Raw genomic sequence first — 23,305 nt, 5'->3', positions numbered from 1 at the left:
ATGGAATTAGTATTGAAAGACGCGCAGAGCGCGCTGACTGTTTCCGAAACTACCTTCGGTCGTGATTTCAACGAAGCGCTGGTTCACCAGGTTGTTGTTGCTTATGCAGCTGGTGCTCGTCAGGGTACTCGTGCTCAGAAGACTCGTGCTGAAGTAACTGGTTCAGGCAAAAAGCCGTGGCGCCAGAAAGGTACTGGCCGTGCGCGTTCAGGTTCTATCAAGAGCCCGATCTGGCGTTCCGGTGGCGTAACCTTCGCTGCACGCCCGCAGGACCACAGTCAAAAAGTTAACAAAAAGATGTACCGCGGCGCGCTGAAAAGCATTCTGTCCGAGCTGGTACGTCAGGATCGTCTGATCGTTGTCGAATCATTCTCTGTCGAAGCGCCTAAAACTAAGCTGCTGGCACAGAAACTGAAAGACATGGCTCTGGAAGATGTGCTGATCATCACCGGTGAGCTGGACGAGAACCTGTTCCTGGCCGCACGTAACCTGCACAAGGTTGACGTACGCGATGCGACTGGTATCGACCCGGTTAGCCTGATCGCCTTCGACAAAGTCGTAATGACTGCTGATGCTGTTAAGCAAGTTGAGGAGATGCTGGCATGATTCGTGAAGAACGTCTGCTGAAGGTGCTGCGTGCACCGCACGTTTCTGAAAAAGCGTCTACTGCGATGGAAAAAACTAACACCATCGTTCTCAAAGTTGCTAAAGACGCGACCAAAGCAGAAATCAAAGCTGCTGTGCAGAAACTGTTTGAAGTCGAAGTCGAAGTCGTTAACACCCTAGTTGTTAAAGGGAAAGTTAAGCGTCACGGACAGCGTATCGGTCGTCGTAGCGACTGGAAAAAAGCTTACGTCACCCTGAAAGAAGGCCAGAATCTGGACTTCGTTGGCGGCGCTGAGTAAGTCGGAGGAGTAATACAATGGCAGTTGTTAAATGTAAACCGACATCTCCGGGTCGTCGCCACGTCGTTAAAGTGGTTAACCCTGAGCTGCACAAGGGCAAACCTTTTGCTCCGTTGCTGGAAAAAAACAGCAAATCCGGTGGTCGTAACAACAATGGCCGTATCACCACTCGTCATATTGGTGGTGGCCACAAGCAGGCATACCGTCTGGTTGACTTCAAACGCAACAAAGATGGTATCCCGGCAGTTGTTGAACGTCTTGAGTACGATCCGAACCGTTCCGCGAACATCGCGCTGGTTCTGTACAAAGATGGCGAACGCCGTTACATCCTGGCCCCTAAAGGCCTGAAAGCTGGCGACCAGGTTCAGTCTGGCGTTGATGCTGCAATCAAAGCAGGTAACACCCTGCCGATGCGCAATATCCCGGTTGGTTCTACCGTTCATAACGTAGAAATGAAACCAGGTAAAGGCGGTCAGTTGGCACGTTCCGCTGGTACTTACGTTCAGATCGTTGCTCGTGACGGTGCTTATGTCACCCTGCGTCTGCGTTCTGGTGAAATGCGTAAAGTCGAAGCAGACTGCCGTGCAACTCTGGGCGAAGTTGGCAATGCTGAGCATATGCTGCGCGTTCTGGGTAAAGCAGGTGCTGCACGCTGGCGTGGTGTTCGTCCTACCGTTCGCGGTACTGCGATGAACCCAGTCGACCACCCACATGGTGGTGGTGAAGGTCGTAACTTTGGTAAGCACCCGGTAACTCCGTGGGGCGTTCAGACCAAAGGTAAGAAGACCCGCAGCAACAAGCGTACTGATAAATTCATCGTACGTCGCCGTAGCAAATAATTTTAGAGGATAAGCCATGCCACGTTCTCTCAAGAAAGGTCCTTTTATTGACCTGCACTTGCTGAAGAAGGTAGAGAAAGCGGTGGAAAGCGGAGACAAGAAGCCCCTGCGCACTTGGTCCCGTCGTTCAACGATCTTTCCTAACATGATCGGTTTGACCATCGCTGTCCATAATGGTCGTCAGCACGTTCCGGTATTTGTTTCCGACGAAATGGTCGGTCACAAACTGGGTGAATTCGCACCGACTCGTACTTATCGCGGCCACGCTGCTGATAAAAAAGCGAAGAAGAAATAAGGTAGGAGGAAGAGATGGAAACTTTAGCTCAACATCGCCATGCTCGTTCTTCTGCTCAGAAGGTTCGCCTTGTTGCTGACCTGATTCGCGGTAAGAAAGTGTCGCAGGCCCTGGATATTCTGACCTACACCAATAAGAAAGCGGCTGTACTGGTCAAGAAAGTTCTGGAATCTGCCATTGCTAACGCTGAACACAACGATGGCGCTGACATTGACGATCTGAAAGTTGCGAAAATTTTCGTAGACGAAGGCCCGAGCATGAAGCGCATTATGCCGCGTGCAAAAGGTCGTGCAGATCGCATCCTGAAGCGCACCAGCCACATTACTGTGGTTGTGTCCGATCGCTGAGACTCTGGAGACTAGCAATGGGTCAGAAAGTACATCCTAATGGTATTCGCCTGGGTATTGTAAAACCATGGAACTCTACTTGGTTTGCGAACACCAAAGAATTCGCTGACAACCTGGACAGCGATTTTAAAGTACGTCAGTACCTGACTAAGGAACTGGCTAAAGCGTCTGTATCTCGTATCGTTATCGAGCGTCCGGCTAAGAGCATCCGTGTGACCATTCACACCGCTCGTCCGGGTATCGTTATCGGTAAGAAAGGCGAAGACGTAGAAAAACTGCGTAAGGTCGTAGCGGATATCGCTGGCGTTCCTGCACAGATCAACATCGCCGAAGTACGTAAACCTGAACTGGACGCAAAACTGGTTGCTGACAGCATCACTTCTCAGCTGGAACGTCGTGTTATGTTCCGTCGTGCGATGAAGCGTGCTGTACAGAACGCAATGCGTCTGGGCGCTAAAGGTATTAAAGTTGAAGTTAGCGGCCGTCTGGGCGGCGCGGAAATCGCACGTACCGAATGGTACCGCGAAGGTCGCGTTCCTCTGCACACTCTGCGTGCTGACATCGACTACAACACCTCTGAAGCGCACACCACTTACGGTGTAATCGGCGTTAAAGTGTGGATCTTCAAAGGCGAGATCCTGGGTGGTATGGCTGCTGTTGAACAACCGGAAAAACCGGCTGCTCAACCTAAAAAGCAGCAGCGTAAAGGCCGTAAATAAGGAGCGTCGCTGATGTTACAACCAAAGCGTACAAAATTCCGTAAAATGCACAAAGGCCGTAACCGCGGTCTGGCGCAGGGTACGGATGTTAGCTTCGGCAGCTTCGGTCTGAAAGCTGTTGGCCGTGGTCGTCTGACTGCCCGTCAGATCGAAGCAGCACGTCGTGCTATGACCCGTGCAGTTAAGCGTCAAGGTAAGATCTGGATCCGTGTATTCCCGGACAAACCGATCACTGAAAAGCCGCTGGCAGTGCGTATGGGTAAAGGTAAAGGTAACGTGGAGTATTGGGTTGCCTTGATTCAGCCGGGTAAAGTCCTGTATGAAATGGACGGTGTACCGGAAGAGCTGGCCCGTGAAGCATTCAAGCTGGCAGCAGCGAAACTGCCGATTAAAACCACCTTTGTAACTAAGACGGTGATGTAATGAAAGCAAAAGAGCTGCGTGAGAAGAGTGTTGAAGAGCTGAACACCGAGCTTCTGAATCTGCTGCGTGAGCAGTTCAACCTGCGTATGCAGGCTGCAAGTGGCCAGCTGCAACAGTCTCACCTGTTGAAGCAAGTGCGTCGTGATGTCGCACGCGTTAAGACTTTACTGACTGAGAAGGCGGGTGCGTAATGACCGATAAAATCCGTACTCTGCAAGGTCGCGTTGTTAGCGACAAAATGGAGAAATCCATTGTTGTTGCTATCGAACGTTTTGTGAAACACCCGATCTACGGTAAATTCATTAAGCGTACGACCAAACTGCACGTACATGACGAGAACAACGAATGCGGTACCGGTGACGTGGTTGAAATCCGCGAATGCCGTCCGCTGTCCAAGACTAAGTCCTGGACGCTGGTTCGCGTTGTAGAGAAAGCTGTTCTGTAATAGAGTATGCATTCTCAACGAATAAACGGCTCAGCAATGAGCCGTTTATTTTTTCTACCCATATCGTTTGAGCGGTGTTATAATGCTGCGCCCTCAATATGGGGCTTTTTAACGACCTGATATTCGGGTCTCAGTAGTAGTTGACATTAGCGGAGCACTAAAATGATCCAAGAACAGACTATGCTGAACGTCGCCGACAACTCCGGTGCACGTCGCGTAATGTGTATCAAGGTTCTGGGTGGCTCGCACCGTCGCTACGCAGGCGTAGGCGACATCATCAAGATCACCATCAAGGAAGCAATTCCGCGTGGTAAGGTCAAAAAAGGTGATGTGCTGAAGGCGGTAGTGGTGCGCACCAAGAAGGGTGTTCGTCGCCCGGACGGTTCTGTCATTCGCTTCGATGGTAATGCATGCGTTATTTTAAACAATAACAGTGAGCAGCCTATCGGTACGCGTATTTTTGGGCCGGTAACTCGTGAACTTCGCAACGAGAAGTTCATGAAAATTATCTCTCTGGCACCAGAAGTACTCTAAGGAGCGAATCATGGCAGCGAAAATCCGTCGTGATGACGAAGTTATCGTGTTAACCGGTAAAGATAAAGGTAAACGCGGTAAAGTTAAGAATGTCCTGTCTTCCGGCAAGGTCATTGTTGAAGGTATCAACCTGGTTAAGAAGCACCAGAAGCCGGTTCCGGCTCTGAACCAACCAGGCGGCATCGTAGAGAAAGAAGCAGCTATTCAGATCTCTAACATTGCAATCTTCAATGCGGCAACCGGCAAGGCTGACCGTGTAGGCTTTAGATTCGAAGACGGTAAAAAAGTCCGTTTCTTCAAATCTAATAGCGAAACTATCAAGTAATTTGGAGTAGTACGATGGCGAAACTGCATGATTACTACAAAGACGAAGTAGTTAAGAAACTCATGACTGAGTTTAACTACAATTCTGTCATGCAAGTCCCTCGGGTCGAGAAGATCACCCTGAACATGGGTGTTGGTGAAGCGATCGCTGACAAGAAACTGCTGGATAACGCAGCAGCTGACCTGACAGCAATCTCCGGTCAAAAACCGTTGATCACCAAAGCACGCAAATCAGTTGCAGGCTTCAAAATCCGTCAGGGCTATCCGATCGGCTGTAAAGTAACTCTGCGTGGCGAACGCATGTGGGAGTTCTTTGAGCGCCTGATCACTATTGCTGTTCCACGTATCCGTGACTTCCGTGGCTTGTCCGCTAAGTCTTTCGACGGTCGTGGTAACTACAGCATGGGTGTCCGTGAGCAGATCATCTTCCCAGAAATCGACTACGATAAAGTCGACCGCGTGCGTGGTTTGGATATTACCATTACCACTACTGCGAAATCTGACGAAGAAGGCCGTGCTCTGCTGGCTGCCTTTGACTTCCCGTTCCGCAAGTAAGGTAGGGTTACTAATGGCTAAGCAATCAATGAAAGCACGCGAAGTAAAACGCGTAGCTTTAGCTGATAAATACTTCGCGAAACGCGCTGAACTGAAAGCGATCATCTCTGATGTGAACGCTTCCGACGAAGATCGTTGGAATGCCGTTCTCAAGCTGCAGACTCTGCCGCGTGATTCCAGCCCGTCTCGTCAGCGTAATCGCTGCCGTCAAACAGGTCGTCCACATGGTTATGTGGGCAAGTTCGGGTTGAGCCGTATTAAGCTGCGTGAAGCCGCCATGCGCGGTGAAGTGCCAGGCTTGAAAAAGGCTAGCTGGTAATTGTCACCAATTGAATCACGGGAGTAAAGACAGATGAGCATGCAAGATCCGATCGCGGATATGCTGACCCGTATCCGTAACGGTCAGGCCGCGAACAAAGCTGCGGTCACCATGCCTTCCTCCAAGCTGAAAGTGGCAATTGCCAACGTGCTGAAGGAAGAAGGTTTTATTGAAGATTTTAAAGTTGAAGGCGACACCAAGCCGGAACTGGAACTGACTCTTAAGTATTTCCAGGGTAAAGCTGTTGTAGAAAGCATTCAGCGTGTCAGCCGCCCAGGTCTGCGCATCTACAAACGTAAAGATGAGCTGCCGAAAGTTATGGCCGGCATGGGTATCGCAGTTGTTTCTACCTCTAAAGGTGTTATGACTGATCGTGCAGCGCGCCAGGCTGGTCTTGGTGGCGAAATTATCTGCTACGTAGCCTAATCGGAGGAAAAAATGTCTCGTGTTGCTAAAGCACCGGTCGTTGTTCCTGCCGGCGTTGATGTAAAAATCAACGGTCAGGTTATTACGATCAAAGGTAAAAACGGCGAGCTGACTCGTACTCTCAACGATGCTGTTGAAGTTAATCATGCAGATAATGCACTGACCTTCGGTCCGCGTGATGGTTACGCAGACGGCTGGGCTCAGGCTGGTACCGCGCGTGCCCTGCTGAACTCAATGGTTATCGGTGTTACCGAAGGCTTCACTAAGAAGCTGCAGCTGGTTGGTGTAGGTTATCGTGCAGCGGTCAAAGGGAATGTAGTAAACCTGTCTCTGGGTTTCTCTCACCCTGTTGATCATGAGCTGCCGGCAGGGATCACTGCAGAGTGCCCGACTCAAACTGAAATCGTGCTGAAAGGCGCTGATAAGCAGGTGATCGGCCAGGTTGCAGCAGATCTGCGCGCCTACCGTCGTCCTGAGCCTTACAAAGGCAAGGGTGTTCGTTACGCCGACGAAGTCGTGCGTACCAAAGAGGCTAAGAAGAAGTAAGGTAACACTATGGATAAGAAATCTGCTCGTATCCGTCGTGCGACCCGCGCACGCCGCAAGCTCAAAGAGCTGGGCGCAACTCGCCTGGTGGTACATCGTACCCCGCGTCATATTTACGCACAGGTAATTGCACCGAACGGTTCTGAAGTTCTGGTAGCTGCTTCTACTGTAGAAAAAGCTATCGCTGAACAACTGAAGTACACCGGTAACAAAGACGCTGCTGCAGCTGTGGGTAAAGCTGTTGCCGAACGCGCTCTGGAAAAAGGCATCAAAGATGTTTCCTTTGACCGTTCCGGGTTCCAATATCATGGTCGTGTCCAGGCACTGGCAGATGCTGCCCGTGAAGCTGGCCTTCAGTTCTAAGGTAGAGGTGTAAGATGGCTCACATCGAAAAACAAGCTGGCGAACTGCAGGAAAAGCTGATCGCGGTAAACCGCGTATCTAAAACCGTTAAAGGTGGTCGTATTTTCTCCTTCACAGCTCTGACTGTTGTTGGTGATGGTAATGGCCGCGTTGGTTTTGGTTACGGTAAAGCGCGTGAAGTTCCAGCAGCGATCCAGAAAGCGATGGAAAAAGCCCGTCGCAATATGATTAACGTCGCGCTGAACCACGGCACCCTGCAGCACCCAGTTAAGGGTACTCACACGGGTTCTCGTGTATTCATGCAGCCGGCTTCTGAAGGTACCGGTATCATCGCCGGTGGTGCAATGCGCGCCGTCCTGGAAGTCGCTGGAGTTCGTAACGTTCTGGCTAAAGCGTATGGTTCCACCAACCCGATTAACGTGGTTCGTGCAACTATCGATGGTCTGGAAAATATGAAATCTCCGGAAATGGTCGCTGCCAAGCGTGGTAAATCCGTTGAAGAAATTCTGGGGAAATAAACCATGGCAAAGACTATTAAAATTACTCAAACCCGCAGTGCAATCGGTCGTCTGCCGAAACACAAGGCAACGCTGCTTGGCCTGGGTCTGCGTCGTATTGGTCACACCGTAGAACGCGAGGATACTCCTGCTGTTCGTGGTATGGTCAACGCGGTTTCCTTCATGGTTAAAGTTGAGGAGTAAGAGATGCGTTTAAATACTCTGTCTCCGGCCGAAGGCTCCAAAAAGGCGGGTAAACGCCTGGGTCGTGGTATCGGTTCTGGCCTCGGTAAAACCGGTGGTCGTGGTCACAAAGGTCAGAAGTCTCGTTCTGGCGGTGGCGTACGTCGCGGTTTCGAGGGTGGTCAGATGCCTCTGTACCGTCGTCTGCCGAAATTCGGCTTCACTTCTCGTAAAGCAGCGATTACAGCCGAAGTTCGTCTGTCTGACCTGGCTAAAGTAGAAGGCGGCGTTGTAGACCTGAACACGCTGAAAGCAGCTAACATTATCGGTATCCAGATCGAGTTCGCGAAAGTGATCCTGGCTGGTGAAGTTTCTACTCCGGTAACTGTTCGTGGCCTGCGTGTTACTAAAGGCGCTCGTGCTGCTATCGAAGCTGCTGGCGGTAAAATCGAGGAATAAGTAGCAGATGGCTAAACAACCGGGATTAGATTTTCAAAGTGCCAAAGGTGGCTTAGGCGAGCTGAAACGCAGACTGCTGTTTGTAATCGGCGCGCTGATTGTGTTCCGTATTGGCTCTTTCATTCCGATCCCTGGTATTGATGCCGCTGTACTTGCCAAACTGCTTGAGCAACAGCGAGGCACCATCATTGAAATGTTCAACATGTTCTCTGGTGGTGCTCTCAGCCGTGCTTCTATTTTTGCTCTGGGTATCATGCCGTACATTTCGGCATCGATTATTATCCAGCTGCTGACGGTGGTTCACCCAACGTTGGCAGAAATCAAGAAAGAAGGGGAGTCTGGTCGTCGTAAGATCAGCCAGTACACCCGCTACGGTACTCTGGTGCTGGCGATATTCCAGTCGATCGGTATTGCTACCGGTCTACCGAATATGCCTGGTATGCAGGGCCTGGTAATGAACCCTGGCTTTGCATTCTATTTCACCGCTGTTGTGAGTCTGGTTACGGGGACTATGTTCCTGATGTGGCTAGGCGAACAGATTACTGAACGTGGTATCGGAAACGGTATTTCGATCATTATCTTCGCCGGTATTGTTGCGGGACTCCCGCCAGCCATTGCCCATACTATCGAGCAAGCGCGTCAAGGCGACCTGCACTTCCTCGTGTTGCTGTTGGTTGCAGTATTAGTATTTGCAGTGACGTTCTTTGTTGTATTTGTTGAACGTGGTCAACGCCGCATTGTGGTAAACTACGCGAAACGTCAGCAAGGTCGTCGTGTCTATGCTGCACAGAGCACACATTTACCGCTGAAAGTGAATATGGCGGGGGTCATCCCGGCAATTTTCGCTTCCAGTATCATTCTGTTCCCAGCAACCATCGCGTCATGGTTCGGGGGCGGAACCGGTTGGAACTGGCTGACAACAATTTCGCTGTATTTGCAGCCTGGGCAACCGCTTTATGTGTTACTCTATGCGTCTGCAATCATCTTCTTCTGTTTCTTCTACACGGCGTTGGTTTTCAACCCGCGTGAAACAGCAGATAACCTGAAGAAGTCCGGTGCATTTGTACCAGGAATTCGTCCGGGAGAGCAAACGGCGAAGTATATCGATAAAGTAATGACCCGCCTGACCCTGGTCGGTGCGCTCTATATTACCTTTATCTGCCTGATCCCGGAGTTCATGCGTGATGCAATGAAAGTACCGTTCTACTTCGGTGGGACCTCACTGCTTATCGTTGTTGTCGTGATTATGGACTTTATGGCTCAAGTGCAAACTCTAATGATGTCAAGTCAGTACGAGTCTGCATTGAAGAAGGCGAACCTGAAAGGCTACGGCCGATAATTGGTCGCCCGAGAAGTTACGGAGAGTAAAAATGAAAGTTCGTGCTTCCGTCAAGAAATTATGCCGTAACTGCAAAATCGTTAAGCGTGATGGTGTCATCCGTGTGATTTGCAGTGCCGAGCCGAAGCATAAACAGCGCCAAGGCTGATTTATTCGCATATTTTTCTTGCAAAGTTGGGTTGAGCTGGCTAGATTAGCCAGCCAATCTTTTGTATGTCTGTGCGTTTCCATTTGAGTATCCTGAAAACGGGCTTTTCAGCATGGTGCGTACATATTAAATAGTAGGAGTGCATAGTGGCCCGTATAGCAGGCATTAACATTCCTGATCAGAAACATGCTGTGATCGCATTAACTTCGATCTACGGCGTCGGCAAGACCCGTTCCAAGGCCATTTTGGCTGCAGCGGGTATCGCTGAAGATGTTAAGATCAGTGAGCTGTCTGAAGAACAAATCGACACGCTGCGTGACGAAGTTGCCAAATTTGTCGTTGAAGGTGATCTGCGCCGTGAAGTTAGCATGAGCATCAAGCGCCTTATGGACCTTGGTTGCTATCGCGGTTTGCGTCATCGTCGTGGTCTCCCGGTTCGCGGTCAGCGTACCAAGACCAACGCACGTACCCGTAAGGGTCCGCGCAAACCGATCAAGAAATAATCGGGGTGATTGAATAATGGCAAAGGCACCAATTCGTGCACGTAAACGTGTAAGAAAACAAGTCTCTGACGGCGTGGCTCATATCCATGCTTCTTTCAACAACACCATCGTGACTATCACTGATCGTCAGGGTAACGCGCTGGGTTGGGCAACAGCCGGTGGTTCCGGTTTCCGTGGTTCTCGCAAATCCACTCCGTTTGCAGCTCAGGTTGCAGCAGAGCGTTGCGCTGACGCCGTTAAAGAATACGGCATCAAGAATCTGGAAGTTATGGTCAAAGGACCGGGTCCAGGTCGCGAATCTACTATTCGTGCACTGAATGCCGCTGGTTTCCGCATCACTAATATTACTGATGTGACTCCGATCCCTCATAACGGTTGTCGTCCGCCGAAAAAACGCCGCGTATAACGCTGTCGTTTCCAGGTTTGTTGGAGAAAGAAAATGGCAAGATATTTGGGTCCTAAGCTCAAGCTGAGCCGTCGTGAGGGCACCGACTTATTCCTTAAGTCTGGCGTTCGCGCGATCGATACCAAGTGTAAAATTGAACAAGCTCCTGGCCAGCACGGTGCGCGTAAACCGCGTCTGTCTGACTATGGTGTGCAGTTGCGTGAAAAGCAAAAAGTTCGCCGTATCTACGGTGTGCTGGAGCGTCAGTTCCGTAACTACTACAAAGAAGCAGCACGTCTGAAAGGCAACACCGGTGAAAACCTGTTGGCTCTGCTGGAAGGTCGTCTGGACAACGTTGTATACCGTATGGGCTTCGGCGCCACTCGTGCAGAAGCACGTCAGCTGGTAAGCCATAAAGCAATTATGGTAAACGGTCGTGTTGTTAACATCGCTTCTTATCAGGTTAGTCCGAATGACGTTGTTAGCATTCGTGAGAAAGCGAAGAAGCAGTCTCGCGTGAAAGCCGCTCTGGAGCTGGCTGAGCAGCGTGAAAAGCCAACCTGGCTGGAAGTTGATGCTGGCAAGATGGAAGGTACGTTTAAGCGTAAGCCTGAGCGTTCTGATCTGTCTGCGGACATTAACGAACACCTGATCGTCGAGCTTTACTCCAAGTAAAGCTTAGTACCAAAGAGAGGACACAATGCAGGGTTCTGTGACAGAGTTTCTAAAACCGCGCCTGGTAGATATCGAGCAAGTGAGTTCGACGCACGCCAAGGTGACCCTTGAGCCTTTAGAGCGTGGCTTTGGCCATACTCTGGGTAACGCACTGCGCCGTATTCTGCTCTCATCGATGCCGGGTTGCGCGGTGACCGAGGTTGAGATTGATGGTGTACTGCATGAGTACAGCACCAAAGAAGGCGTTCAGGAAGATATCCTGGAAATCCTGCTCAACCTGAAAGGGCTGGCGGTGAGAGTTCAGGGTAAAGATGAAGTTATTCTTACCTTGAATAAATCTGGCATTGGCCCTGTGACTGCAGCCGATATCACCCATGATGGGGATGTCGAAATCGTCAAGCCGCAGCACGTGATCTGCCACCTGACCGATGAGAACGCGTCTATTAGCATGCGTATCAAAGTTCAGCGCGGTCGTGGTTATGTGCCGGCTTCTACCCGAATTCATTCGGAAGAAGATGAGCGCCCAATCGGCCGTCTGCTGGTCGACGCATGCTACAGCCCTGTAGAGCGTATTGCCTACAATGTTGAAGCAGCGCGTGTAGAACAGCGTACCGACCTGGACAAGCTGGTCATCGAAATGGAAACCAACGGTACAATCGATCCTGAAGAGGCGATTCGTCGTGCGGCAACCATCCTGGCTGAACAACTGGAAGCTTTTGTTGACTTACGTGATGTACGTCAGCCAGAAGTGAAAGAAGAGAAACCAGAATTCGATCCGATCCTGCTGCGCCCTGTTGACGATCTGGAATTGACTGTCCGCTCTGCTAACTGCCTTAAAGCAGAAGCTATCCACTATATCGGTGATCTGGTACAGCGTACTGAGGTTGAGCTTCTTAAGACGCCTAACCTTGGTAAAAAATCTCTTACTGAGATTAAAGACGTGCTGGCTTCCCGTGGACTGTCTCTGGGCATGCGCCTGGAAAACTGGCCACCGGCAAGCATCGCTGACGAGTAACCGGATCACAGGTTAAGGTTTTACTGAGAAGGATAAGGTCATGCGCCATCGTAAGAGTGGTCGTCAACTGAACCGCAACAGCAGCCATCGCCAGGCAATGTTCCGCAACATGGCAGGTTCACTGGTTCGTCATGAAATCATCAAGACGACCCTGCCTAAAGCGAAAGAGCTGCGTCGCGTAGTTGAGCCGCTGATTACTCTTGCCAAGACTGATAGCGTAGCTAATCGTCGTCTGGCATTCGCCCGCACTCGTGATAACGAGATCGTGGCAAAACTGTTTAACGAGCTGGGCCCGCGTTTCGCGAGCCGCGCCGGTGGTTACACTCGCATTCTGAAGTGTGGCTTCCGTGCAGGTGACAACGCGCCGATGGCATACATCGAGCTGGTTGATCGCTCTGAGTCGAAAGCAGAAGCTGCTGCAGAGTAATCTGTAGTAACGTAAAAAAACCCGCCCCGGCGGGTTTTTTTATATCTGTTATATCTCCACCTATCTACACTATCTGTTCTCTTTTTGTTCATCCCCTGGAGTGTCATATGTGGTTACTTGACCAGTGGGCAGAGCGCCATATTGTCGATGCGCAATCCAAAGGCGAGTTTGATAACCTTCCTGGTAGCGGAAAAGCGCTTATGCTTGATGATGACTCGCATGTGCCGGACGATCTTCGTGTTGGTTATCGCTTACTAAAAAATGCCGGATGCTTGCCCCCTGAGCTGGAACAACGCAGAGAGGCCATTCAGTTACTTGATATACTCAAGGGTATCAGTAAGAACGATCCGCAATATCAGGAAGTCAGCCGACGTCTGTCATTGCTCGAGTTAAAACTGAGACAGGCCGGTTTGAGCACCGAGTTCTTACGTGGAGAATATGCAGACAAACTCATGCATAAAATCAACAATCAATAACGGAGTGGTTATGTACCGCATCGGAGAATTGGCAAAACTGGCGGAAGTGACGCCTGATACCATCCGCTATTATGAAAAGCAGCAAATGATGGAGCATGAAGTGCGCACCGAAGGGGGATTTCGGCTTTATACCGAAAGCGATCTTCAGCGGCTTAAATTTATTCGTTATGCGCGTCAGCTTGGTTTTACGCTTGAGTCGATCCGCGAGCTACTTTCGATCCGTGTTGATCCGGAACATCACACGTGTCAGGAATCGAAGGGGATTGTGCAGGAGCGACTGAAGGAAGTAGAAGCCAGAATAGCAGAACTGCAAACCATGCAGCGTTCACTGCAAAGACTCAATGATGCCTGCTGTGGCAAAGCGCACAGTAGCGTGTATTGTTCGATTCTGGAGGCACTGGAACAAGGGGCCAGTGGAGTCAAAATGGGCTGTTGATTTATTGAACGAAGGCGCTTACACTCGCGCCATAAAACATACCACCGGAGAAATTATGAGTCGTTATCAGCATACGAAAGGGCAGATAAAGGACAATGCTATTGAGGCATTACTGCATGACCCTTTGTTCAGACAGCGTGTAGAAAAAATAAGAAAGGAAAAGGAAGTTATCTGCGAAAGGGCAAGCGTGGCAATCGGGGTAACTGGGAGGCCAGTGGCAAGAGTGTAAATCACGTTCTTACCACTGGCCTTCTGCTTTCAGCGACGTGTTAAGAACGCGTATTTTGTTCTTTCAGCAGGTCGCGGATTTCGGTAAGCAACACTTCTTCTTTCGACGGTGCAGGTGCTGCAGCCGGTTCCTCTTTCTTACGATTAAGTTTATTAATTAGCTTGATCGCCATAAATATGGCAAACGCAACAATAACAAAATCAATGATGTTCTGAATAAATACACCATAATGCATGACGACTGCCGGGATATCTCCCTGCGCAGCACGCAATGTGACGGCAAATTGTTTAAAGTCGATCCCACCAATTAATAATCCCAGAGGGGGCATGATGATATCGGCAACCAGTGACGAAACAATTTTACCGAATGCCGCACCAATAATGACACCCACTGCCAAATCCACAACATTTCCGCGCATCGCGAATTCGCGAAACTCTTTAATTATGCTCATTTTATTCTCCCTAAGCAGCTGACGAGTCTAAGTTTAACAAATGTTAAAGTATTTTCCATTCAAGCATATTCTCTTTCGGAAAATAAATTAAACCTTGATAAATAAAGGGAATTAAAAAAGGCACCGAAATGATGCCTTTTTTAAATTACAGGAAGAAAGGACTTGGCTGGAATAAACGTTCAACGTCGGTAATAAACTTTTTGTCTGTCAGGAACATAATGACATGATCGCCCTGCTCAATACGCAGATTATCGTTGGCAATCATTACATCATTTCCTCTGACAACCGCACCTATGATCGTACCCGGAGGAAGTTTTATTTCATCGATCACGCGACCCACGACGCGAGAAGTCGTCTCATCGCCGTGTGCAACGGCTTCTATGGCCTCCGCAACACCACGTCGTAATGAAGAGACCCCGACAATGTCAGCTTTACGTACATGACTGAGTAGTGCGGAGATAGTTGCCTGCTGTGGTGAAATTGCAATATCAATCACGCTGCCCTGAACAAGGTCGACATAGGCACGACGCTGAATCAGCACCATCACCTTTTTGGCCCCCATCCGTTTGGCGAGCATCGCCGACATAATATTCGCTTCATCGTCGTTGGTGACCGCGATGAACAGATCAACTTGATCGATATGTTCTTCCGCTAATAATTCTTGATCTGAAGCATCGCCAAAGAAGACAATCGTATTCTGTAGTTTCTCGGCAAGTTCGGCTGCACGTTGCTGATTACGTTCAATCAACTTCACGCTGTAATCTTTTTCCAGACGCCGCGCAAGGCCTGCACCGATATTACCGCCACCGACCAGCATGATGCGCTTGTAAGGTTTTTCCAGACGTTGCAATTCACTCATCACGGCTCGAATGTGCTGAGAGGCGGCGATAAAGAAGACTTCGTCACCCGCTTCGACAATCGTGGATCCTTGTGGACGAATCGGTCTGTCGTGGCGAAAAATTGCTGCAACACGGGTATCGATATGCGGCATATGTTCACGCATTGTGGATAACGCGTTTCCAATCAGCGGACCGCCGTAATAGGCTTTTACCACTGCCAGACTGACTTTGCCTTCCGCGAAATTGACCACCTGCAATGCGCCTGGGTACTCAATCAGTCGATAGATATTATCAATGACTAATTGTTCTGGTGCGATGAGGTGATCGATAGGAACCGCGTCGGTATGGAATAGCTTATCCGCATCGCGGACATAGTCTGGTGAACGAATTCGTGCGATACGGTTCGGAGTGTTGAAGAGAGAATAGGCGACCTGGCAGGCGACCATATTGGTTTCATCTGAACTGGTAACGGCGACAAGCATGTCCGCATCATCAGCTCCCGCTTCACGCAGTACACGAGGATGGGAACCGTGCCCTTGTACCACACGAAGATCGAATTTGTCCTGCAAACTGCGCAAGCGCTCACCGTTGGTATCGACCACCGTGATATCGTTGTTCTCTCCGACCAGGTTTTCAGCCAGCGTACCGCCAACCTGCCCTGCGCCAAGAATGATAATTTTCATCAGTCGCGACCCGTTATCTCATCACTTTTTGATTAGCTTAGCGTAAAAGAAGCCATCACCTTCTTCCAGTCCTGGCAGATTTTGCAATCCTGGATTATCAGGTGTACCTGTCTCCTGTAACGTAGCCTCTGGGGTACGTTGTAGGAAGGCTTTAATCTGCTGACTGTTTTCTTCCGGCAGAATGGAACAGGTAGCGTAAACCAGCGTACCGCCAGGTTTCAGATGTGGCCATACAGCATCAAGGATTTCAGACTGCAACTGAGCAAGTTCAGCAATATCACGGTCACGACGTAGCCACTTGATGTCTGGATGGCGACGAATAACGCCAGTGGCGGAACAGGGGGCATCCAGCAGAATGCGATCAAATTGCTGTTCGCCGCACCATTGTGCAGGATAACGGCCGTCACCTTGCTTGACGCTCGCTTTCATGCCCAGACGTTTCAGGTTGTCATAGACGCGAGAAAGTCGCGTCTCATCAATATCAACGGCCATAACGTGTGCGTCTGGAGCTGCTTCGAGAATGTGCGTTGTTTTACCGCCAGGGGCTGCACAAAGATCCAAAATCTGCTCACCGTTTTTTGGTGAGAGGTAAGTAATACAGCCCTGAGCGGATGCATCCTGAACCGTGACCCAACCTGCTTCAAAGCCAGGTAAAGCATGAACGGGTACCGGTGTTTCCAGGCGAACGGCGTCAGGATAAGCAGGATGAGTAAAGCCTGTCATACCTGCTTCTTCCAGCAATGCCAGCCAACTTTCGCGCGAATGGTGCGTGCGGTTCACACGTAACCACATTGGTGGGCGTTGATTGTTGGCATCCACAATTGCTTCCCATTGCGCGGGATACGCTTTTTGTAAACGTTTTAACAGCCAGGAAGGATGTAAAAAACGCGCATCGCTGCTGGCAAACTCAGCCAATAACTCTTCTTGCTGGCGCTGAAACTGGCGCAATACCCCGTTGATTAGCCCTTTAAGCTGTGGGCGCTTAATAGCAACCGCCCCTTCTACTGTTTCCGCCAGAGCTGCATGGGGAGGAATGCGGGTGTACAACAATTGGTAGAAACCCACCATAATCAGATAATGTACGGTACGCTGCTTACCGGTCATCGGGCGAGACATTAACTTGTTGATCAGCCAGTCTAATTGCGAAAGCGAGCGCAATACACCAAAGCACAACTCCTGGAGAAGAGCTTTGTCTTTATCAGAAACCTTTTGCTGTAAGGGGGGCAGAACATTGCTAAGCGATTGCCCCTGCTCAATGACCTGCTCAATGGCTTGCGCCGCGATGCTACGTAAATTAAATTGTTTTTTCATAACCGTAAAAATAAAAATGCCCGGCTACACCGGGCGTATTGAGGGGGGCTGTCAGGCCAGACGGTTGCCCGGAATAAACCATTCCCGACGTGAATTTAGTATATCCTGGGCGCTCATCGCCTTTTTCCCAGCGGGTTGCAATGAGAGTAGGTTCAGAATGCCGCTGCCCGTCGCGACCTGGATTCCTTGTTTTGTTGCCTCAAGGATGGTACCGGGTTCTGCCTGCGTGGAGGCCTCAATGACTGATGCCTGCCAGACTTTCACGGGTTGCCCCTCGATTTCCAGCCAGCTCATCGGCCAGGGATTAAAGGCACGAATGCAACGTTCTAACTGTGCGGCAGAGAGAGACCAGTCTATGCGGGCTTCTTCTTTGCTGAGTTTCTCGGCATGGGTAACCAGAGCGTCGTTTTGTACTTCAGGCCTTGCGGTACCTGCGGCGAGTTGCTTGAGTGTATTGATTAGCCCTTGCGGACCCAGATTCGCCAGTTTGTCATACAGCGTGCCGCTGGTATCTTCTGCCGTGATTGGGCATGCAAGTTTATAGAGCATGTCACCAGTATCCAGGCCGACATCCATTTGCATAATGGTTACACCCGTTTCAGTGTCTCCAGCCCACAGCGAACGCTGAATAGGTGCGGCACCTCGCCAACGAGGGAGCAGGGAACCGTGAACGTTGATGCAACCAAGACGTGGCATGTCCAGTACCGCTTTTGGCAGAATCAGGCCATAAGCCACTACGACCATCACATCAGCGTTTAAGTCGGCGACCAGTTGCTGGTTTTCCTGCGGGCGTAAAGAGACAGGCTGAAAAATCGGAATACCTTTCTCTGCGGCCAGTACTTTCACTGGGCTGGGCATCAGCTTTTTGCCGCGTCCTGCCGGGCGGTCTGGTTGGGTAAACACACCGACGACGTTATGTCCTGAAGACAACAGCGCGTCGAGATGACGCGCTGCAAAGTCAGGTGTTCCCGCAAATATGATACGTAGTGAGTCTGACACGTTGATTCTTGTCCTTAAGCTCGGGCGTTCAGGCGGTCGAGTTTTTCAACTTTCTGACGAATACGTTGTTGTTTCAGCGGCGACAGATAATCAATAAAAAGTTTACCGACCAGATGATCCATCTCATGCTGAATACAAATCGCCAGCAGGCCATCCGCTTCCAGTTCAAAAGGCTGGCCATCGCGATCGAGTGCGCGAATTTTTACCTTCTCTGCACGCGGCACTAACGCTCGCTGTTCTGGAATAGAGAGGCAGCCTTCCTCAATACCGGTTTCACCGTATTTTTCCAGCAACTCTGGATTGATGAGTACCAGGCGTTCATCACGGTTCTCTGACACATCAATCACAATAATACGTTGATGAATATTGACCTGCGTTGCCGCCAGGCCAATACCTTCTTCGGCGTACATCGTCTCGAACATATCATCGACGATACGCTGAATTTCTGCATTCACTTCTTCTACCGGTTTTGCGACTTTGCGAAGGCGCTCGTCCGGAATATGTAACACTTGCAAAACTGACATAGTTATCCAGAGTTGTGTTCAGGAGTTGGAAAGATTATTACCTCTATTCTAGACAAAACCCCTGCTGATTGACAGCATCACTGACCAATCGCAAGGATTGCCAGGACCGTGTGTGGCAGGGGGAGAAGGATGACTCATATCGAAGTTTGGTTACGCCTAATGCGCGTCAGTGAAATGTATGGCGATACAATGGTACGCATGGCCAATTTTCTGATTAATCAGACCCATATCGACTCTGCATTGCTGCACAATGCAGGATTCTCGATTCGTCAGGCTGAACGCTTTTTAACACTCCCGCAAAAGGAACTAGACATTGCGCAAGATTGGTTAACGCGGCCTCATCACTATTTCATTACGACAGAGAGTAAGTATTATCCTCCGCAACTTCGTGCGATTGAGGACTACCCCGGCGCGCTCTTTGTCGCAGGGGGACCTGAATGCCTTGATTCTATCCAGCTTGCCGTCGTGGGAAGTCGCTCACACTCCTGGTATGGTGAACGATGGGGGCGTGTATTTTGTGAAAAGCTTGCTGCAGTAGGGATAACGGTGACCAGCGGGCTGGCGCTCGGTATCGATGGTGTCGCACATAAAGCCGCGCTAAGTGTAAATGGGAAAAGCGTTGCCGTATTGGGTAATGGTCTGTTGACCATACATCCGCGTCGCCATGCTCAGCTTGCAGAAAACATCATCGGTATGGGAGGGGCTCTGATCTCTGAGTTTACGCTGGCGACACCTCCATTAGCGCATAATTTTCCCCGACGAAATCGTATTATTAGTGGCCTCAGTAAAGGCGTATTGGTGATTGAGGCAGCTCTGCGCAGCGGGTCTCTGGTTACCGCACGTTGTGCGATGGAGCAAGGGCGAGAGGTTTTTGCTTTACCAGGGCCGATAGGCAGTCCAGGGAGTGAAGGTCCCCATTGGTTGGTAAAGCAGGGAGCCACACTTGTGACTGCGCCAGAGGATATACTCGAAAATATGCAATACGGGTTACATTGGTTGCCAGGTGAGACTGAAAATTCACTTTATTCACCAGATCACGAAGCGGTGGCATTGCCATTTCCTGAGCTCCTGGCTAACGTAGGAGATGAGGCAACACCTGTTGACGTCGTCGCTGAACGTGCCGGCCAACCTGTGCCAGAAGTAGTGGCTCAGCTACTCGAACTGGAGTTAGCAGGATGGATCGCAGCTGTACCCGGCGGCTATGTCCGATTGAGGAGGGCAGGCCATGTTCGACGTACTAATGTATTTGTTTGAGACATACATCCATAACGAAGCTGAATTGCGTGTGGATCAGGACAAACTGGAACGGGATCTTACCGACGCTGGTTTTGATCGTGAAGACATCTACAACGCGTTATTGTGGCTGGAAAAGCTTGCTGACTATCAGGAAGGCCTCGCTGAACCCATGCAACTTGCCTCAGATCCACTCTCTGTACGTATTTATACTACTGAAGAGTGCGATCGCCTGGATTCCAGTTGCCGGGGATTCTTGTTATTCCTGGAGCAGATACAGGTGCTAAACCTTGAGACACGGGAAATGGTCATTGAACGTGTGCTCGCACTGGATACGGTAGAATTCGACCTGGAAGACCTAAAGTGGGTGATCCTGATGGTTCTGTTCAACATTCCTGGTTGTGAAAATGCATATCAACAAATGGAAGAATTACTCTTTGAAGTGAATGAAGGTATGCTGCATTAAACGATCTTCATTCAACATGAGTTGTTATGGCTAAATCAGCACTGTTCACGGTGCGTAAAAATGAGCCCTGTCCGCAATGCGGGGCTGAACTTGTTATTCGTTCCGGGAAACACGGTGCGTTTCTCGGCTGTTCGCAGTATCCGGAATGTGATTATGTCCGTCCTCTGAAATCGTCAGCGGACGGACATATTGTCAAAGTTCTGGAGGGTAAGTTCTGTCCTGCATGCGGTGCTGAACTTGTGTTGCGGCAGGGGCGGTTCGGTATGTTTATTGGTTGCAGCGATTATCCCGCATGTGGGCATACCGAACTTATCGATAAACCTGATGAAACCGCGATTACCTGCCCTCAGTGCCGGACGGGTCATCTGGTTCAGCGCCGTTCCCGTTATGGCAAAACCTTTCATTCCTGCGATCGCTATCCTGAATGTCAGTTTGTCATTAACTTCAAACCAATAGCGGGAGAGTGTCCTGAGTGCCACTACCCTCTACTTATCGAAAAGAAAACTGCTCAGGGTGTGAAACACGTCTGTGCCAGTAAACAATGTGGAAAGCCGTTACCGGCGGATATAAAAAGTGAATAAGAACCTGCCATCAGACGCTATCGCCACCGCGATAGAGATACTGAATAAAGAAAATGTCATCGCCTATCCAACAGAAGCCGTCTTCGGTGTCGGGTGCGATCCCGATAGCGAAACAGCGGTCACTCGATTGTTGGAACTGAAACAGCGACCTGTTGATAAAGGTCTCATTTTAATCGCGGCAAATTTTGAGCAGCTTAAATCTTATATTGATGACAGCATGCTAACGGATGCCCAACGGGAAGCCGTGTTTGCTCGCTGGCCAGGCCCTGTCACGTTTGTTTTTCCAGCCCCGGCATCTACGCCTCGCTGGCTAACAGGTCGGTTTGAATCTTTGGCCGTGCGCGTCACCGACCATCCCCTGGTGGTTGCCTTATGCCAGGCTTATGGTAAGCCGCTAGTTTCTACCAGTGCCAACCTGAGTGGATTGCCACCATGCCGTACTGTTGAAGAAGTACGGGAGCAGTTTGGGGCAGACTTCCCTGTTGTTGAAGGTGAAACGGGAGGTCGTTTGAATCCATCTGAAATTCGTGATGCCCTGACGGGTGAATTGTTTCGACAGGGGTAAGATGATGGAAACCTATGCCGTTTTTGGTAATCCGATCGCACACAGTAAGTCGCCGTTCATTCATCAGCATTTTGCGCAGCAACTGCAAATTGAACATCCATATGGTCGTGTACTAGCGCCGATCAATGATTTTATCGGTACGCTGAATACCTTCTTTGCTGAAGGGGGAAAAGGGGCGAATGTTACCGTTCCTTTTAAAGAGGAAGCGTTCGCGCGAGCAGATGAATTAACGGAACGCGCAGCTCTTGCCGGTGCAGTCAACACGCTTAAAAAGCTTGAGGATGGGCGCATACTGGGTGATAACACTGACGGTATTGGGCTATTAAGCGATCTTGAACGCTTGTCTTTCATCCGGCCGGGCGCGCGCGTTTTGCTCATTGGCGCGGGCGGCGCTTCCCGTGGCGTATTGTTACCGCTACTTTCGATGGATTGCGCAGTAACGATAGTGAACCGTACGGCTTCGCGTGCGGAAGAACTGGCGAAAATTTTTGCCCATATGGGGAGTGTTCAGTCACTGAAAATAGATGCGCTGGTGGATCATGAGTTCGATCTGATCATTAACGCTACATCCAGCGGGATCAGTGGTGATGTTCCTGCTATTCCTGCATCCCTCGTTCATCCTTCCGTTTATTGCTATGACATGTTCTATCAGAAAGGGAATACGCCGTTTCTTACCTGGTGTATAGAGAAAGGGGCCAGATCTTACGCTGATGGTCTGGGCATGCTGGTGGGGCAAGCGGCGCACGCTGTTTTGCTTTGGCACGGTGTATTACCAGACGTTGAGCCAGTGATTAACTTGCTGCAACAGGAGTTATCGGCATGAATCAGGCTATCCAGTTCCCGGACAGAGAAGAGTGGAACGCAGATATAGACGCTGTCAGCTTTCCTGCGCTGGTCAATGGTATGCAACTCATGTGTGCGATCAAAGGCGAGAGACTGGCGGAGCATTTTGGCGGCGATACTCCAGAGCAATGGCTGGCTGCTTTTTGTGAGCATCGCTGGGATCTGGAAGAAGAAGCTGAAGCACTGATCCAGTCCCAGCGAGAAGATGATCACGGTTGGATCTGGTTGTCCTGACTGAGATATTCGTCTTTCCACTTCACATAGTTATTCGCGGAGTATTGCAGACCCGCTTTCTCCGCGTCGCTCAATGGGCGGATTTGTTTCACCGGGCTTCCCAGATAAAGATATCCACTCTCAAGACGTTTGTTTTGCGGTACGAGGCTACCAGCTCCGATCATAACGTCATCTTCTATTACCGCGCCATCCAACAGAATGGAACCCATGCCGACTAAGACGCGGTTGCCAATAATGCAGCCGTGTAGCATGACCTTATGTCCGACAGTCACATCCTCACCCACGATCAGGGGATTACCCTGTGGGTTGGACGTCGATTTATGGGTGACATGCAGTACGCTGCCATCCTGAATATTCGTCCGGGCACCGATCTCGACGTAATTCACGTCTCCGCGAATAGCAACGAGCGGCCAGATACCGACATCATCCGCCAGACGGACATCGCCAATGACGACACTGCGGGTATCGATCATCACTCGTTGTCCGATCTGAGGGAAAAGATCCTTATAAGGACGTAGTACGTCAGACATATTAACCTCGACAAAATAGAACCGTAATGATGACTTTGGTTGGATTATTGGCGCTGTGCAAGCGATTTAAGTATCAAAAATCAGGCGAATTGCGCAGGAATGGAACGAAAGGGGTGAAAAAACAGCAATCAGAAAAAAAGATCGAAAAAAGCCTTGTGCAAAAATCACGGATCCCTATAATGCGCCTCCATCGACACGGCGGATGTGAATCACTTCACACAAACAGCCGGTCCG

General features: G+C 50.1%; 41 protein-coding genes and 1 pseudogene. 36 read left to right on the top strand and 6 right to left on the bottom strand.

What is annotated here, in order from left to right; genetic code table 11:
* From rplD to CJP72_RS22260, 29 genes and pseudogenes are all read left to right on the top strand, one after another.
* Positions 1–606 (top strand): 50S ribosomal protein L4, encoded by a 606-nt coding sequence (gene rplD, locus CJP72_RS22400; protein WP_003031119.1) that lies wholly within the window; start codon positions 1–3, stop codon positions 604–606.
* Positions 603–905, top strand: a complete 303-nt coding sequence (rplW, locus tag CJP72_RS22395) for a 50S ribosomal protein L23 (protein WP_000617546.1) — start codon at positions 603–605, stop codon at positions 903–905. Before rplD ends, rplW begins: the two co-directional genes overlap by 4 nt.
* 17 nt (positions 906–922) lie before the next feature.
* Positions 923–1,744 carry a 50S ribosomal protein L2 gene (gene rplB / locus CJP72_RS22390; protein ID WP_162383476.1) on the top strand — a complete coding sequence of 274 codons (822 nt, stop codon included), beginning with the start codon at positions 923–925 and terminating at the stop codon, positions 1,742–1,744.
* A gap of 16 nt (positions 1,745–1,760) precedes the next feature.
* Positions 1,761–2,039 (top strand): 30S ribosomal protein S19, encoded by a 279-nt coding sequence (gene rpsS, locus CJP72_RS22385; RefSeq protein WP_001138115.1) that lies wholly within the window; start codon positions 1,761–1,763, stop codon positions 2,037–2,039.
* Between the two features lie 14 nt (positions 2,040–2,053).
* Positions 2,054–2,386 (top strand): 50S ribosomal protein L22, encoded by a 333-nt coding sequence (gene rplV / locus CJP72_RS22380; protein ID WP_002919773.1) that lies wholly within the window; start codon positions 2,054–2,056, stop codon positions 2,384–2,386.
* A 17-nt stretch (positions 2,387–2,403) separates the two neighbouring features.
* Positions 2,404–3,105, top strand: coding sequence for a 30S ribosomal protein S3 (gene rpsC / locus CJP72_RS22375; protein ID WP_000529945.1), 702 nt, complete (start codon positions 2,404–2,406; stop codon positions 3,103–3,105).
* Positions 3,106–3,117: 12 nt separating this feature from the next.
* Entirely contained in the window at positions 3,118–3,528 is a 411-nt protein-coding gene (rplP, locus tag CJP72_RS22370; protein WP_000941212.1) for a 50S ribosomal protein L16, read from the top strand.
* Positions 3,528–3,719: a 50S ribosomal protein L29 gene (rpmC, locus tag CJP72_RS22365; RefSeq protein ID WP_000644742.1), complete on the top strand. Its 192-nt coding sequence runs from the start codon at positions 3,528–3,530 to the stop codon at positions 3,717–3,719. The genes rplP and rpmC overlap by 1 nt, the downstream gene beginning before the upstream one ends.
* The gene (gene rpsQ, locus CJP72_RS22360; RefSeq protein ID WP_003031120.1) at positions 3,719–3,973 is read left to right on the top strand and encodes a 30S ribosomal protein S17; all 255 of its coding nucleotides are present in this window, start codon (positions 3,719–3,721) and stop codon (positions 3,971–3,973) included. The genes rpmC and rpsQ overlap by 1 nt, the downstream gene beginning before the upstream one ends.
* Before the next feature lie 162 nt (positions 3,974–4,135).
* Entirely contained in the window at positions 4,136–4,507 is a 372-nt protein-coding gene (gene rplN, locus CJP72_RS22355; RefSeq protein WP_000613954.1) for a 50S ribosomal protein L14, read from the top strand.
* Between the two features lie 10 nt (positions 4,508–4,517).
* Complete coding sequence (gene rplX, locus CJP72_RS22350) at positions 4,518–4,832, top strand: 50S ribosomal protein L24 (RefSeq protein WP_015962742.1); 315 nt, start codon at positions 4,518–4,520, stop codon at positions 4,830–4,832.
* Between the two features lie 14 nt (positions 4,833–4,846).
* Positions 4,847–5,386 (top strand): 50S ribosomal protein L5, encoded by a 540-nt coding sequence (gene rplE / locus CJP72_RS22345; protein ID WP_001096202.1) that lies wholly within the window; start codon positions 4,847–4,849, stop codon positions 5,384–5,386.
* A gap of 13 nt (positions 5,387–5,399) precedes the next feature.
* Positions 5,400–5,705, top strand: a complete 306-nt coding sequence (rpsN, locus tag CJP72_RS22340) for a 30S ribosomal protein S14 (RefSeq protein ID WP_012135425.1) — start codon at positions 5,400–5,402, stop codon at positions 5,703–5,705.
* A gap of 33 nt (positions 5,706–5,738) precedes the next feature.
* The gene (gene rpsH, locus CJP72_RS22335; protein ID WP_003031127.1) at positions 5,739–6,131 is read left to right on the top strand and encodes a 30S ribosomal protein S8; all 393 of its coding nucleotides are present in this window, start codon (positions 5,739–5,741) and stop codon (positions 6,129–6,131) included.
* Between the two features lie 12 nt (positions 6,132–6,143).
* The gene (gene rplF / locus CJP72_RS22330) at positions 6,144–6,677 is read left to right on the top strand and encodes a 50S ribosomal protein L6 (protein WP_162383475.1); all 534 of its coding nucleotides are present in this window, start codon (positions 6,144–6,146) and stop codon (positions 6,675–6,677) included.
* A gap of 9 nt (positions 6,678–6,686) precedes the next feature.
* Positions 6,687–7,040, top strand: coding sequence for a 50S ribosomal protein L18 (gene rplR / locus CJP72_RS22325; protein ID WP_000358956.1), 354 nt, complete (start codon positions 6,687–6,689; stop codon positions 7,038–7,040).
* Positions 7,041–7,054: 14 nt separating this feature from the next.
* Positions 7,055–7,558, top strand: a complete 504-nt coding sequence (rpsE, locus tag CJP72_RS22320) for a 30S ribosomal protein S5 (protein ID WP_003031131.1) — start codon at positions 7,055–7,057, stop codon at positions 7,556–7,558.
* A 3-nt stretch (positions 7,559–7,561) separates the two neighbouring features.
* Entirely contained in the window at positions 7,562–7,741 is a 180-nt protein-coding gene (gene rpmD, locus CJP72_RS22315; protein WP_001140434.1) for a 50S ribosomal protein L30, read from the top strand.
* Between the two features lie 3 nt (positions 7,742–7,744).
* Complete coding sequence (rplO, locus tag CJP72_RS22310) at positions 7,745–8,179, top strand: 50S ribosomal protein L15 (protein WP_162383474.1); 435 nt, start codon at positions 7,745–7,747, stop codon at positions 8,177–8,179.
* Positions 8,180–8,186: 7 nt separating this feature from the next.
* Complete coding sequence (secY, locus tag CJP72_RS22305; RefSeq protein WP_001118864.1) at positions 8,187–9,518, top strand: preprotein translocase subunit SecY; 1,332 nt, start codon at positions 8,187–8,189, stop codon at positions 9,516–9,518.
* Between the two features lie 31 nt (positions 9,519–9,549).
* Positions 9,550–9,666, top strand: a complete 117-nt coding sequence (rpmJ, locus tag CJP72_RS22300; protein WP_000868187.1) for a 50S ribosomal protein L36 — start codon at positions 9,550–9,552, stop codon at positions 9,664–9,666.
* Between the two features lie 146 nt (positions 9,667–9,812).
* Positions 9,813–10,169, top strand: a complete 357-nt coding sequence (gene rpsM / locus CJP72_RS22295) for a 30S ribosomal protein S13 (RefSeq protein WP_003031135.1) — start codon at positions 9,813–9,815, stop codon at positions 10,167–10,169.
* Positions 10,170–10,185: 16 nt separating this feature from the next.
* A complete protein-coding gene (rpsK, locus tag CJP72_RS22290) occupies positions 10,186–10,575 on the top strand; it encodes a 30S ribosomal protein S11 (protein ID WP_001029684.1) in 390 nt (129 codons plus the stop codon).
* 33 nt (positions 10,576–10,608) lie between these two features.
* The gene (gene rpsD, locus CJP72_RS22285; protein WP_000135224.1) at positions 10,609–11,229 is read left to right on the top strand and encodes a 30S ribosomal protein S4; all 621 of its coding nucleotides are present in this window, start codon (positions 10,609–10,611) and stop codon (positions 11,227–11,229) included.
* A 25-nt stretch (positions 11,230–11,254) separates the two neighbouring features.
* Positions 11,255–12,244, top strand: coding sequence for a DNA-directed RNA polymerase subunit alpha (locus tag CJP72_RS22280; protein ID WP_001162094.1), 990 nt, complete (start codon positions 11,255–11,257; stop codon positions 12,242–12,244).
* Positions 12,245–12,284: 40 nt separating this feature from the next.
* Complete coding sequence (rplQ, locus tag CJP72_RS22275; RefSeq protein WP_001216372.1) at positions 12,285–12,671, top strand: 50S ribosomal protein L17; 387 nt, start codon at positions 12,285–12,287, stop codon at positions 12,669–12,671.
* Between the two features lie 107 nt (positions 12,672–12,778).
* Positions 12,779–13,147, top strand: a complete 369-nt coding sequence (locus CJP72_RS22270; RefSeq protein WP_162383473.1) for a DnaJ family domain-containing protein — start codon at positions 12,779–12,781, stop codon at positions 13,145–13,147.
* A gap of 10 nt (positions 13,148–13,157) precedes the next feature.
* The gene (gene zntR / locus CJP72_RS22265; protein ID WP_162383472.1) at positions 13,158–13,583 is read left to right on the top strand and encodes a Zn(2+)-responsive transcriptional regulator; all 426 of its coding nucleotides are present in this window, start codon (positions 13,158–13,160) and stop codon (positions 13,581–13,583) included.
* A 55-nt stretch (positions 13,584–13,638) separates the two neighbouring features.
* A pseudogene (locus CJP72_RS22260) lies at positions 13,639–13,856 on the top strand (alternative ribosome-rescue factor A).
* On the opposite strand, the gene mscL reads toward CJP72_RS22260, so the two are convergent.
* The 5 genes from mscL to def all read right to left on the bottom strand — a co-directional run bounded on the left by mscL (position 13,853) and on the right by def (position 18,619).
* Positions 13,853–14,263 carry a large-conductance mechanosensitive channel protein MscL gene (mscL, locus tag CJP72_RS22255; RefSeq protein ID WP_162383471.1) on the bottom strand — a complete coding sequence of 137 codons (411 nt, stop codon included), beginning with the start codon at positions 14,261–14,263 and terminating at the stop codon, positions 13,853–13,855. The pseudogene CJP72_RS22260 and the gene mscL overlap by 4 nt on opposite strands.
* 145 nt (positions 14,264–14,408) lie before the next feature.
* Positions 14,409–15,785, bottom strand: coding sequence for a Trk system potassium transporter TrkA (gene trkA, locus CJP72_RS22250; protein WP_162383470.1), 1,377 nt, complete (start codon positions 15,783–15,785; stop codon positions 14,409–14,411).
* Positions 15,786–15,806: 21 nt separating this feature from the next.
* Positions 15,807–17,096 carry a 16S rRNA (cytosine(967)-C(5))-methyltransferase RsmB gene (gene rsmB / locus CJP72_RS22245; protein WP_162383469.1) on the bottom strand — a complete coding sequence of 430 codons (1,290 nt, stop codon included), beginning with the start codon at positions 17,094–17,096 and terminating at the stop codon, positions 15,807–15,809.
* Positions 17,097–17,147: 51 nt separating this feature from the next.
* Positions 17,148–18,095, bottom strand: coding sequence for a methionyl-tRNA formyltransferase (fmt, locus tag CJP72_RS22240; RefSeq protein WP_162383468.1), 948 nt, complete (start codon positions 18,093–18,095; stop codon positions 17,148–17,150).
* 14 nt (positions 18,096–18,109) lie between these two features.
* Positions 18,110–18,619 (bottom strand): peptide deformylase, encoded by a 510-nt coding sequence (def, locus tag CJP72_RS22235; protein WP_162383467.1) that lies wholly within the window; start codon positions 18,617–18,619, stop codon positions 18,110–18,112.
* Between the two features lie 129 nt (positions 18,620–18,748).
* Here def and dprA point away from each other — a divergent pair, with 129 nt between their 5' ends.
* The 6 genes from dprA to CJP72_RS22205 are packed head-to-tail and all read left to right on the top strand — an operon-like array spanning position 18,749 to position 22,541.
* Positions 18,749–19,873: a DNA-protecting protein DprA gene (gene dprA, locus CJP72_RS22230; protein WP_162383466.1), complete on the top strand. Its 1,125-nt coding sequence runs from the start codon at positions 18,749–18,751 to the stop codon at positions 19,871–19,873.
* A complete protein-coding gene (smg, locus tag CJP72_RS22225; RefSeq protein WP_162383465.1) occupies positions 19,845–20,318 on the top strand; it encodes a DUF494 family protein Smg in 474 nt (157 codons plus the stop codon). The genes dprA and smg overlap by 29 nt, the downstream gene beginning before the upstream one ends.
* 26 nt (positions 20,319–20,344) lie before the next feature.
* On the top strand, positions 20,345–20,899 hold the full coding sequence (locus CJP72_RS22220; protein WP_162383464.1) for a DNA topoisomerase family protein: 555 nt from the start codon (positions 20,345–20,347) through the stop codon (positions 20,897–20,899).
* The gene (gene tsaC, locus CJP72_RS22215; RefSeq protein WP_162383463.1) at positions 20,892–21,464 is read left to right on the top strand and encodes an L-threonylcarbamoyladenylate synthase type 1 TsaC; all 573 of its coding nucleotides are present in this window, start codon (positions 20,892–20,894) and stop codon (positions 21,462–21,464) included. The genes CJP72_RS22220 and tsaC overlap by 8 nt, the downstream gene beginning before the upstream one ends.
* Positions 21,465–21,468: 4 nt before the next feature.
* Positions 21,469–22,287: a shikimate dehydrogenase gene (aroE, locus tag CJP72_RS22210; RefSeq protein ID WP_162383515.1), complete on the top strand. Its 819-nt coding sequence runs from the start codon at positions 21,469–21,471 to the stop codon at positions 22,285–22,287.
* Positions 22,284–22,541 carry a DUF1488 domain-containing protein gene (locus CJP72_RS22205; protein ID WP_162383462.1) on the top strand — a complete coding sequence of 86 codons (258 nt, stop codon included), beginning with the start codon at positions 22,284–22,286 and terminating at the stop codon, positions 22,539–22,541. Before aroE ends, CJP72_RS22205 begins: the two co-directional genes overlap by 4 nt.
* On the opposite strand, the gene CJP72_RS22200 is transcribed toward CJP72_RS22205, so the two are convergent.
* On the bottom strand, positions 22,517–23,071 hold the full coding sequence (locus CJP72_RS22200) for a gamma carbonic anhydrase family protein (protein WP_162383461.1): 555 nt from the start codon (positions 23,069–23,071) through the stop codon (positions 22,517–22,519). The two genes, CJP72_RS22205 and CJP72_RS22200, sit on opposite strands and share 25 nt — an antisense overlap.
* 26 nt (positions 23,072–23,097) lie before the next feature.
* Between CJP72_RS22200 and CJP72_RS25690 the strand changes: the two genes are divergently transcribed.
* On the top strand, positions 23,098–23,305 hold a 208-nt coding region (locus CJP72_RS25690; protein ID WP_238340146.1), incomplete at its 3' end, for a hypothetical protein.

The organism is Citrobacter sp. NCU1 (assembly GCF_010231475.1).
Lineage (GTDB): Bacteria > Pseudomonadota > Gammaproteobacteria > Enterobacterales > Enterobacteriaceae > Citrobacter_D.
The sequence above is the reverse complement of the archived record's forward strand: the minus strand, read 5'-3'. Positions and strand labels throughout refer to the sequence as shown.

Bases quoted from the DNA above. Each gene is read 5' to 3' on its own strand.
- rplD (WP_003031119.1), top strand. From the start codon at position 1: ATGGAATTAGTATTGAAAGACGCGCAGAGCGCGCTGACTGTTTCCGAA.
- rpsQ (WP_003031120.1), top strand. From the start codon at position 3,719: ATGACCGATAAAATCCGTACTCTGCAAGGTCGCGTTGTTAGCGACAAA.
- rpmJ (WP_000868187.1), top strand. From the start codon at position 9,550: ATGAAAGTTCGTGCTTCCGTCAAGAAATTATGCCGTAACTGCAAAATC.
- def (WP_162383467.1), bottom strand. From the start codon at position 18,619: ATGTCAGTTTTGCAAGTGTTACATATTCCGGACGAGCGCCTTCGCAAA.
- CJP72_RS22270 (WP_162383473.1), top strand. From the start codon at position 12,779: ATGTGGTTACTTGACCAGTGGGCAGAGCGCCATATTGTCGATGCGCAA.
- rpsK (WP_001029684.1), top strand. From the start codon at position 10,186: ATGGCAAAGGCACCAATTCGTGCACGTAAACGTGTAAGAAAACAAGTC.
- rpsS (WP_001138115.1), top strand. From the start codon at position 1,761: ATGCCACGTTCTCTCAAGAAAGGTCCTTTTATTGACCTGCACTTGCTG.
- aroE (WP_162383515.1), top strand. From the start codon at position 21,469: ATGGAAACCTATGCCGTTTTTGGTAATCCGATCGCACACAGTAAGTCG.
- rpsN (WP_012135425.1), top strand. From the start codon at position 5,400: ATGGCTAAGCAATCAATGAAAGCACGCGAAGTAAAACGCGTAGCTTTA.
- mscL (WP_162383471.1), bottom strand. From the start codon at position 14,263: ATGAGCATAATTAAAGAGTTTCGCGAATTCGCGATGCGCGGAAATGTT.
- rplB (WP_162383476.1), top strand. From the start codon at position 923: ATGGCAGTTGTTAAATGTAAACCGACATCTCCGGGTCGTCGCCACGTC.
- rpsD (WP_000135224.1), top strand. From the start codon at position 10,609: ATGGCAAGATATTTGGGTCCTAAGCTCAAGCTGAGCCGTCGTGAGGGC.
- rplR (WP_000358956.1), top strand. From the start codon at position 6,687: ATGGATAAGAAATCTGCTCGTATCCGTCGTGCGACCCGCGCACGCCGC.
- rplP (WP_000941212.1), top strand. From the start codon at position 3,118: ATGTTACAACCAAAGCGTACAAAATTCCGTAAAATGCACAAAGGCCGT.
- CJP72_RS22200 (WP_162383461.1), bottom strand. From the start codon at position 23,071: ATGTCTGACGTACTACGTCCTTATAAGGATCTTTTCCCTCAGATCGGA.
- secY (WP_001118864.1), top strand. From the start codon at position 8,187: ATGGCTAAACAACCGGGATTAGATTTTCAAAGTGCCAAAGGTGGCTTA.
- rpmC (WP_000644742.1), top strand. From the start codon at position 3,528: ATGAAAGCAAAAGAGCTGCGTGAGAAGAGTGTTGAAGAGCTGAACACC.
- rsmB (WP_162383469.1), bottom strand. From the start codon at position 17,096: ATGAAAAAACAATTTAATTTACGTAGCATCGCGGCGCAAGCCATTGAG.
- dprA (WP_162383466.1), top strand. From the start codon at position 18,749: ATGACTCATATCGAAGTTTGGTTACGCCTAATGCGCGTCAGTGAAATG.
- rplQ (WP_001216372.1), top strand. From the start codon at position 12,285: ATGCGCCATCGTAAGAGTGGTCGTCAACTGAACCGCAACAGCAGCCAT.
- rplX (WP_015962742.1), top strand. From the start codon at position 4,518: ATGGCAGCGAAAATCCGTCGTGATGACGAAGTTATCGTGTTAACCGGT.
- rplF (WP_162383475.1), top strand. From the start codon at position 6,144: ATGTCTCGTGTTGCTAAAGCACCGGTCGTTGTTCCTGCCGGCGTTGAT.
- rplV (WP_002919773.1), top strand. From the start codon at position 2,054: ATGGAAACTTTAGCTCAACATCGCCATGCTCGTTCTTCTGCTCAGAAG.
- rpsC (WP_000529945.1), top strand. From the start codon at position 2,404: ATGGGTCAGAAAGTACATCCTAATGGTATTCGCCTGGGTATTGTAAAA.
- trkA (WP_162383470.1), bottom strand. From the start codon at position 15,785: ATGAAAATTATCATTCTTGGCGCAGGGCAGGTTGGCGGTACGCTGGCT.
- smg (WP_162383465.1), top strand. From the start codon at position 19,845: ATGTTCGACGTACTAATGTATTTGTTTGAGACATACATCCATAACGAA.
- rpsE (WP_003031131.1), top strand. From the start codon at position 7,055: ATGGCTCACATCGAAAAACAAGCTGGCGAACTGCAGGAAAAGCTGATC.
- CJP72_RS22280 (WP_001162094.1), top strand. From the start codon at position 11,255: ATGCAGGGTTCTGTGACAGAGTTTCTAAAACCGCGCCTGGTAGATATC.
- rpmD (WP_001140434.1), top strand. From the start codon at position 7,562: ATGGCAAAGACTATTAAAATTACTCAAACCCGCAGTGCAATCGGTCGT.
- zntR (WP_162383472.1), top strand. From the start codon at position 13,158: ATGTACCGCATCGGAGAATTGGCAAAACTGGCGGAAGTGACGCCTGAT.
- CJP72_RS22220 (WP_162383464.1), top strand. From the start codon at position 20,345: ATGGCTAAATCAGCACTGTTCACGGTGCGTAAAAATGAGCCCTGTCCG.
- CJP72_RS22205 (WP_162383462.1), top strand. From the start codon at position 22,284: ATGAATCAGGCTATCCAGTTCCCGGACAGAGAAGAGTGGAACGCAGAT.
- rplO (WP_162383474.1), top strand. From the start codon at position 7,745: ATGCGTTTAAATACTCTGTCTCCGGCCGAAGGCTCCAAAAAGGCGGGT.
- rpsH (WP_003031127.1), top strand. From the start codon at position 5,739: ATGAGCATGCAAGATCCGATCGCGGATATGCTGACCCGTATCCGTAAC.
- rplW (WP_000617546.1), top strand. From the start codon at position 603: ATGATTCGTGAAGAACGTCTGCTGAAGGTGCTGCGTGCACCGCACGTT.
- rplN (WP_000613954.1), top strand. From the start codon at position 4,136: ATGATCCAAGAACAGACTATGCTGAACGTCGCCGACAACTCCGGTGCA.
- rplE (WP_001096202.1), top strand. From the start codon at position 4,847: ATGGCGAAACTGCATGATTACTACAAAGACGAAGTAGTTAAGAAACTC.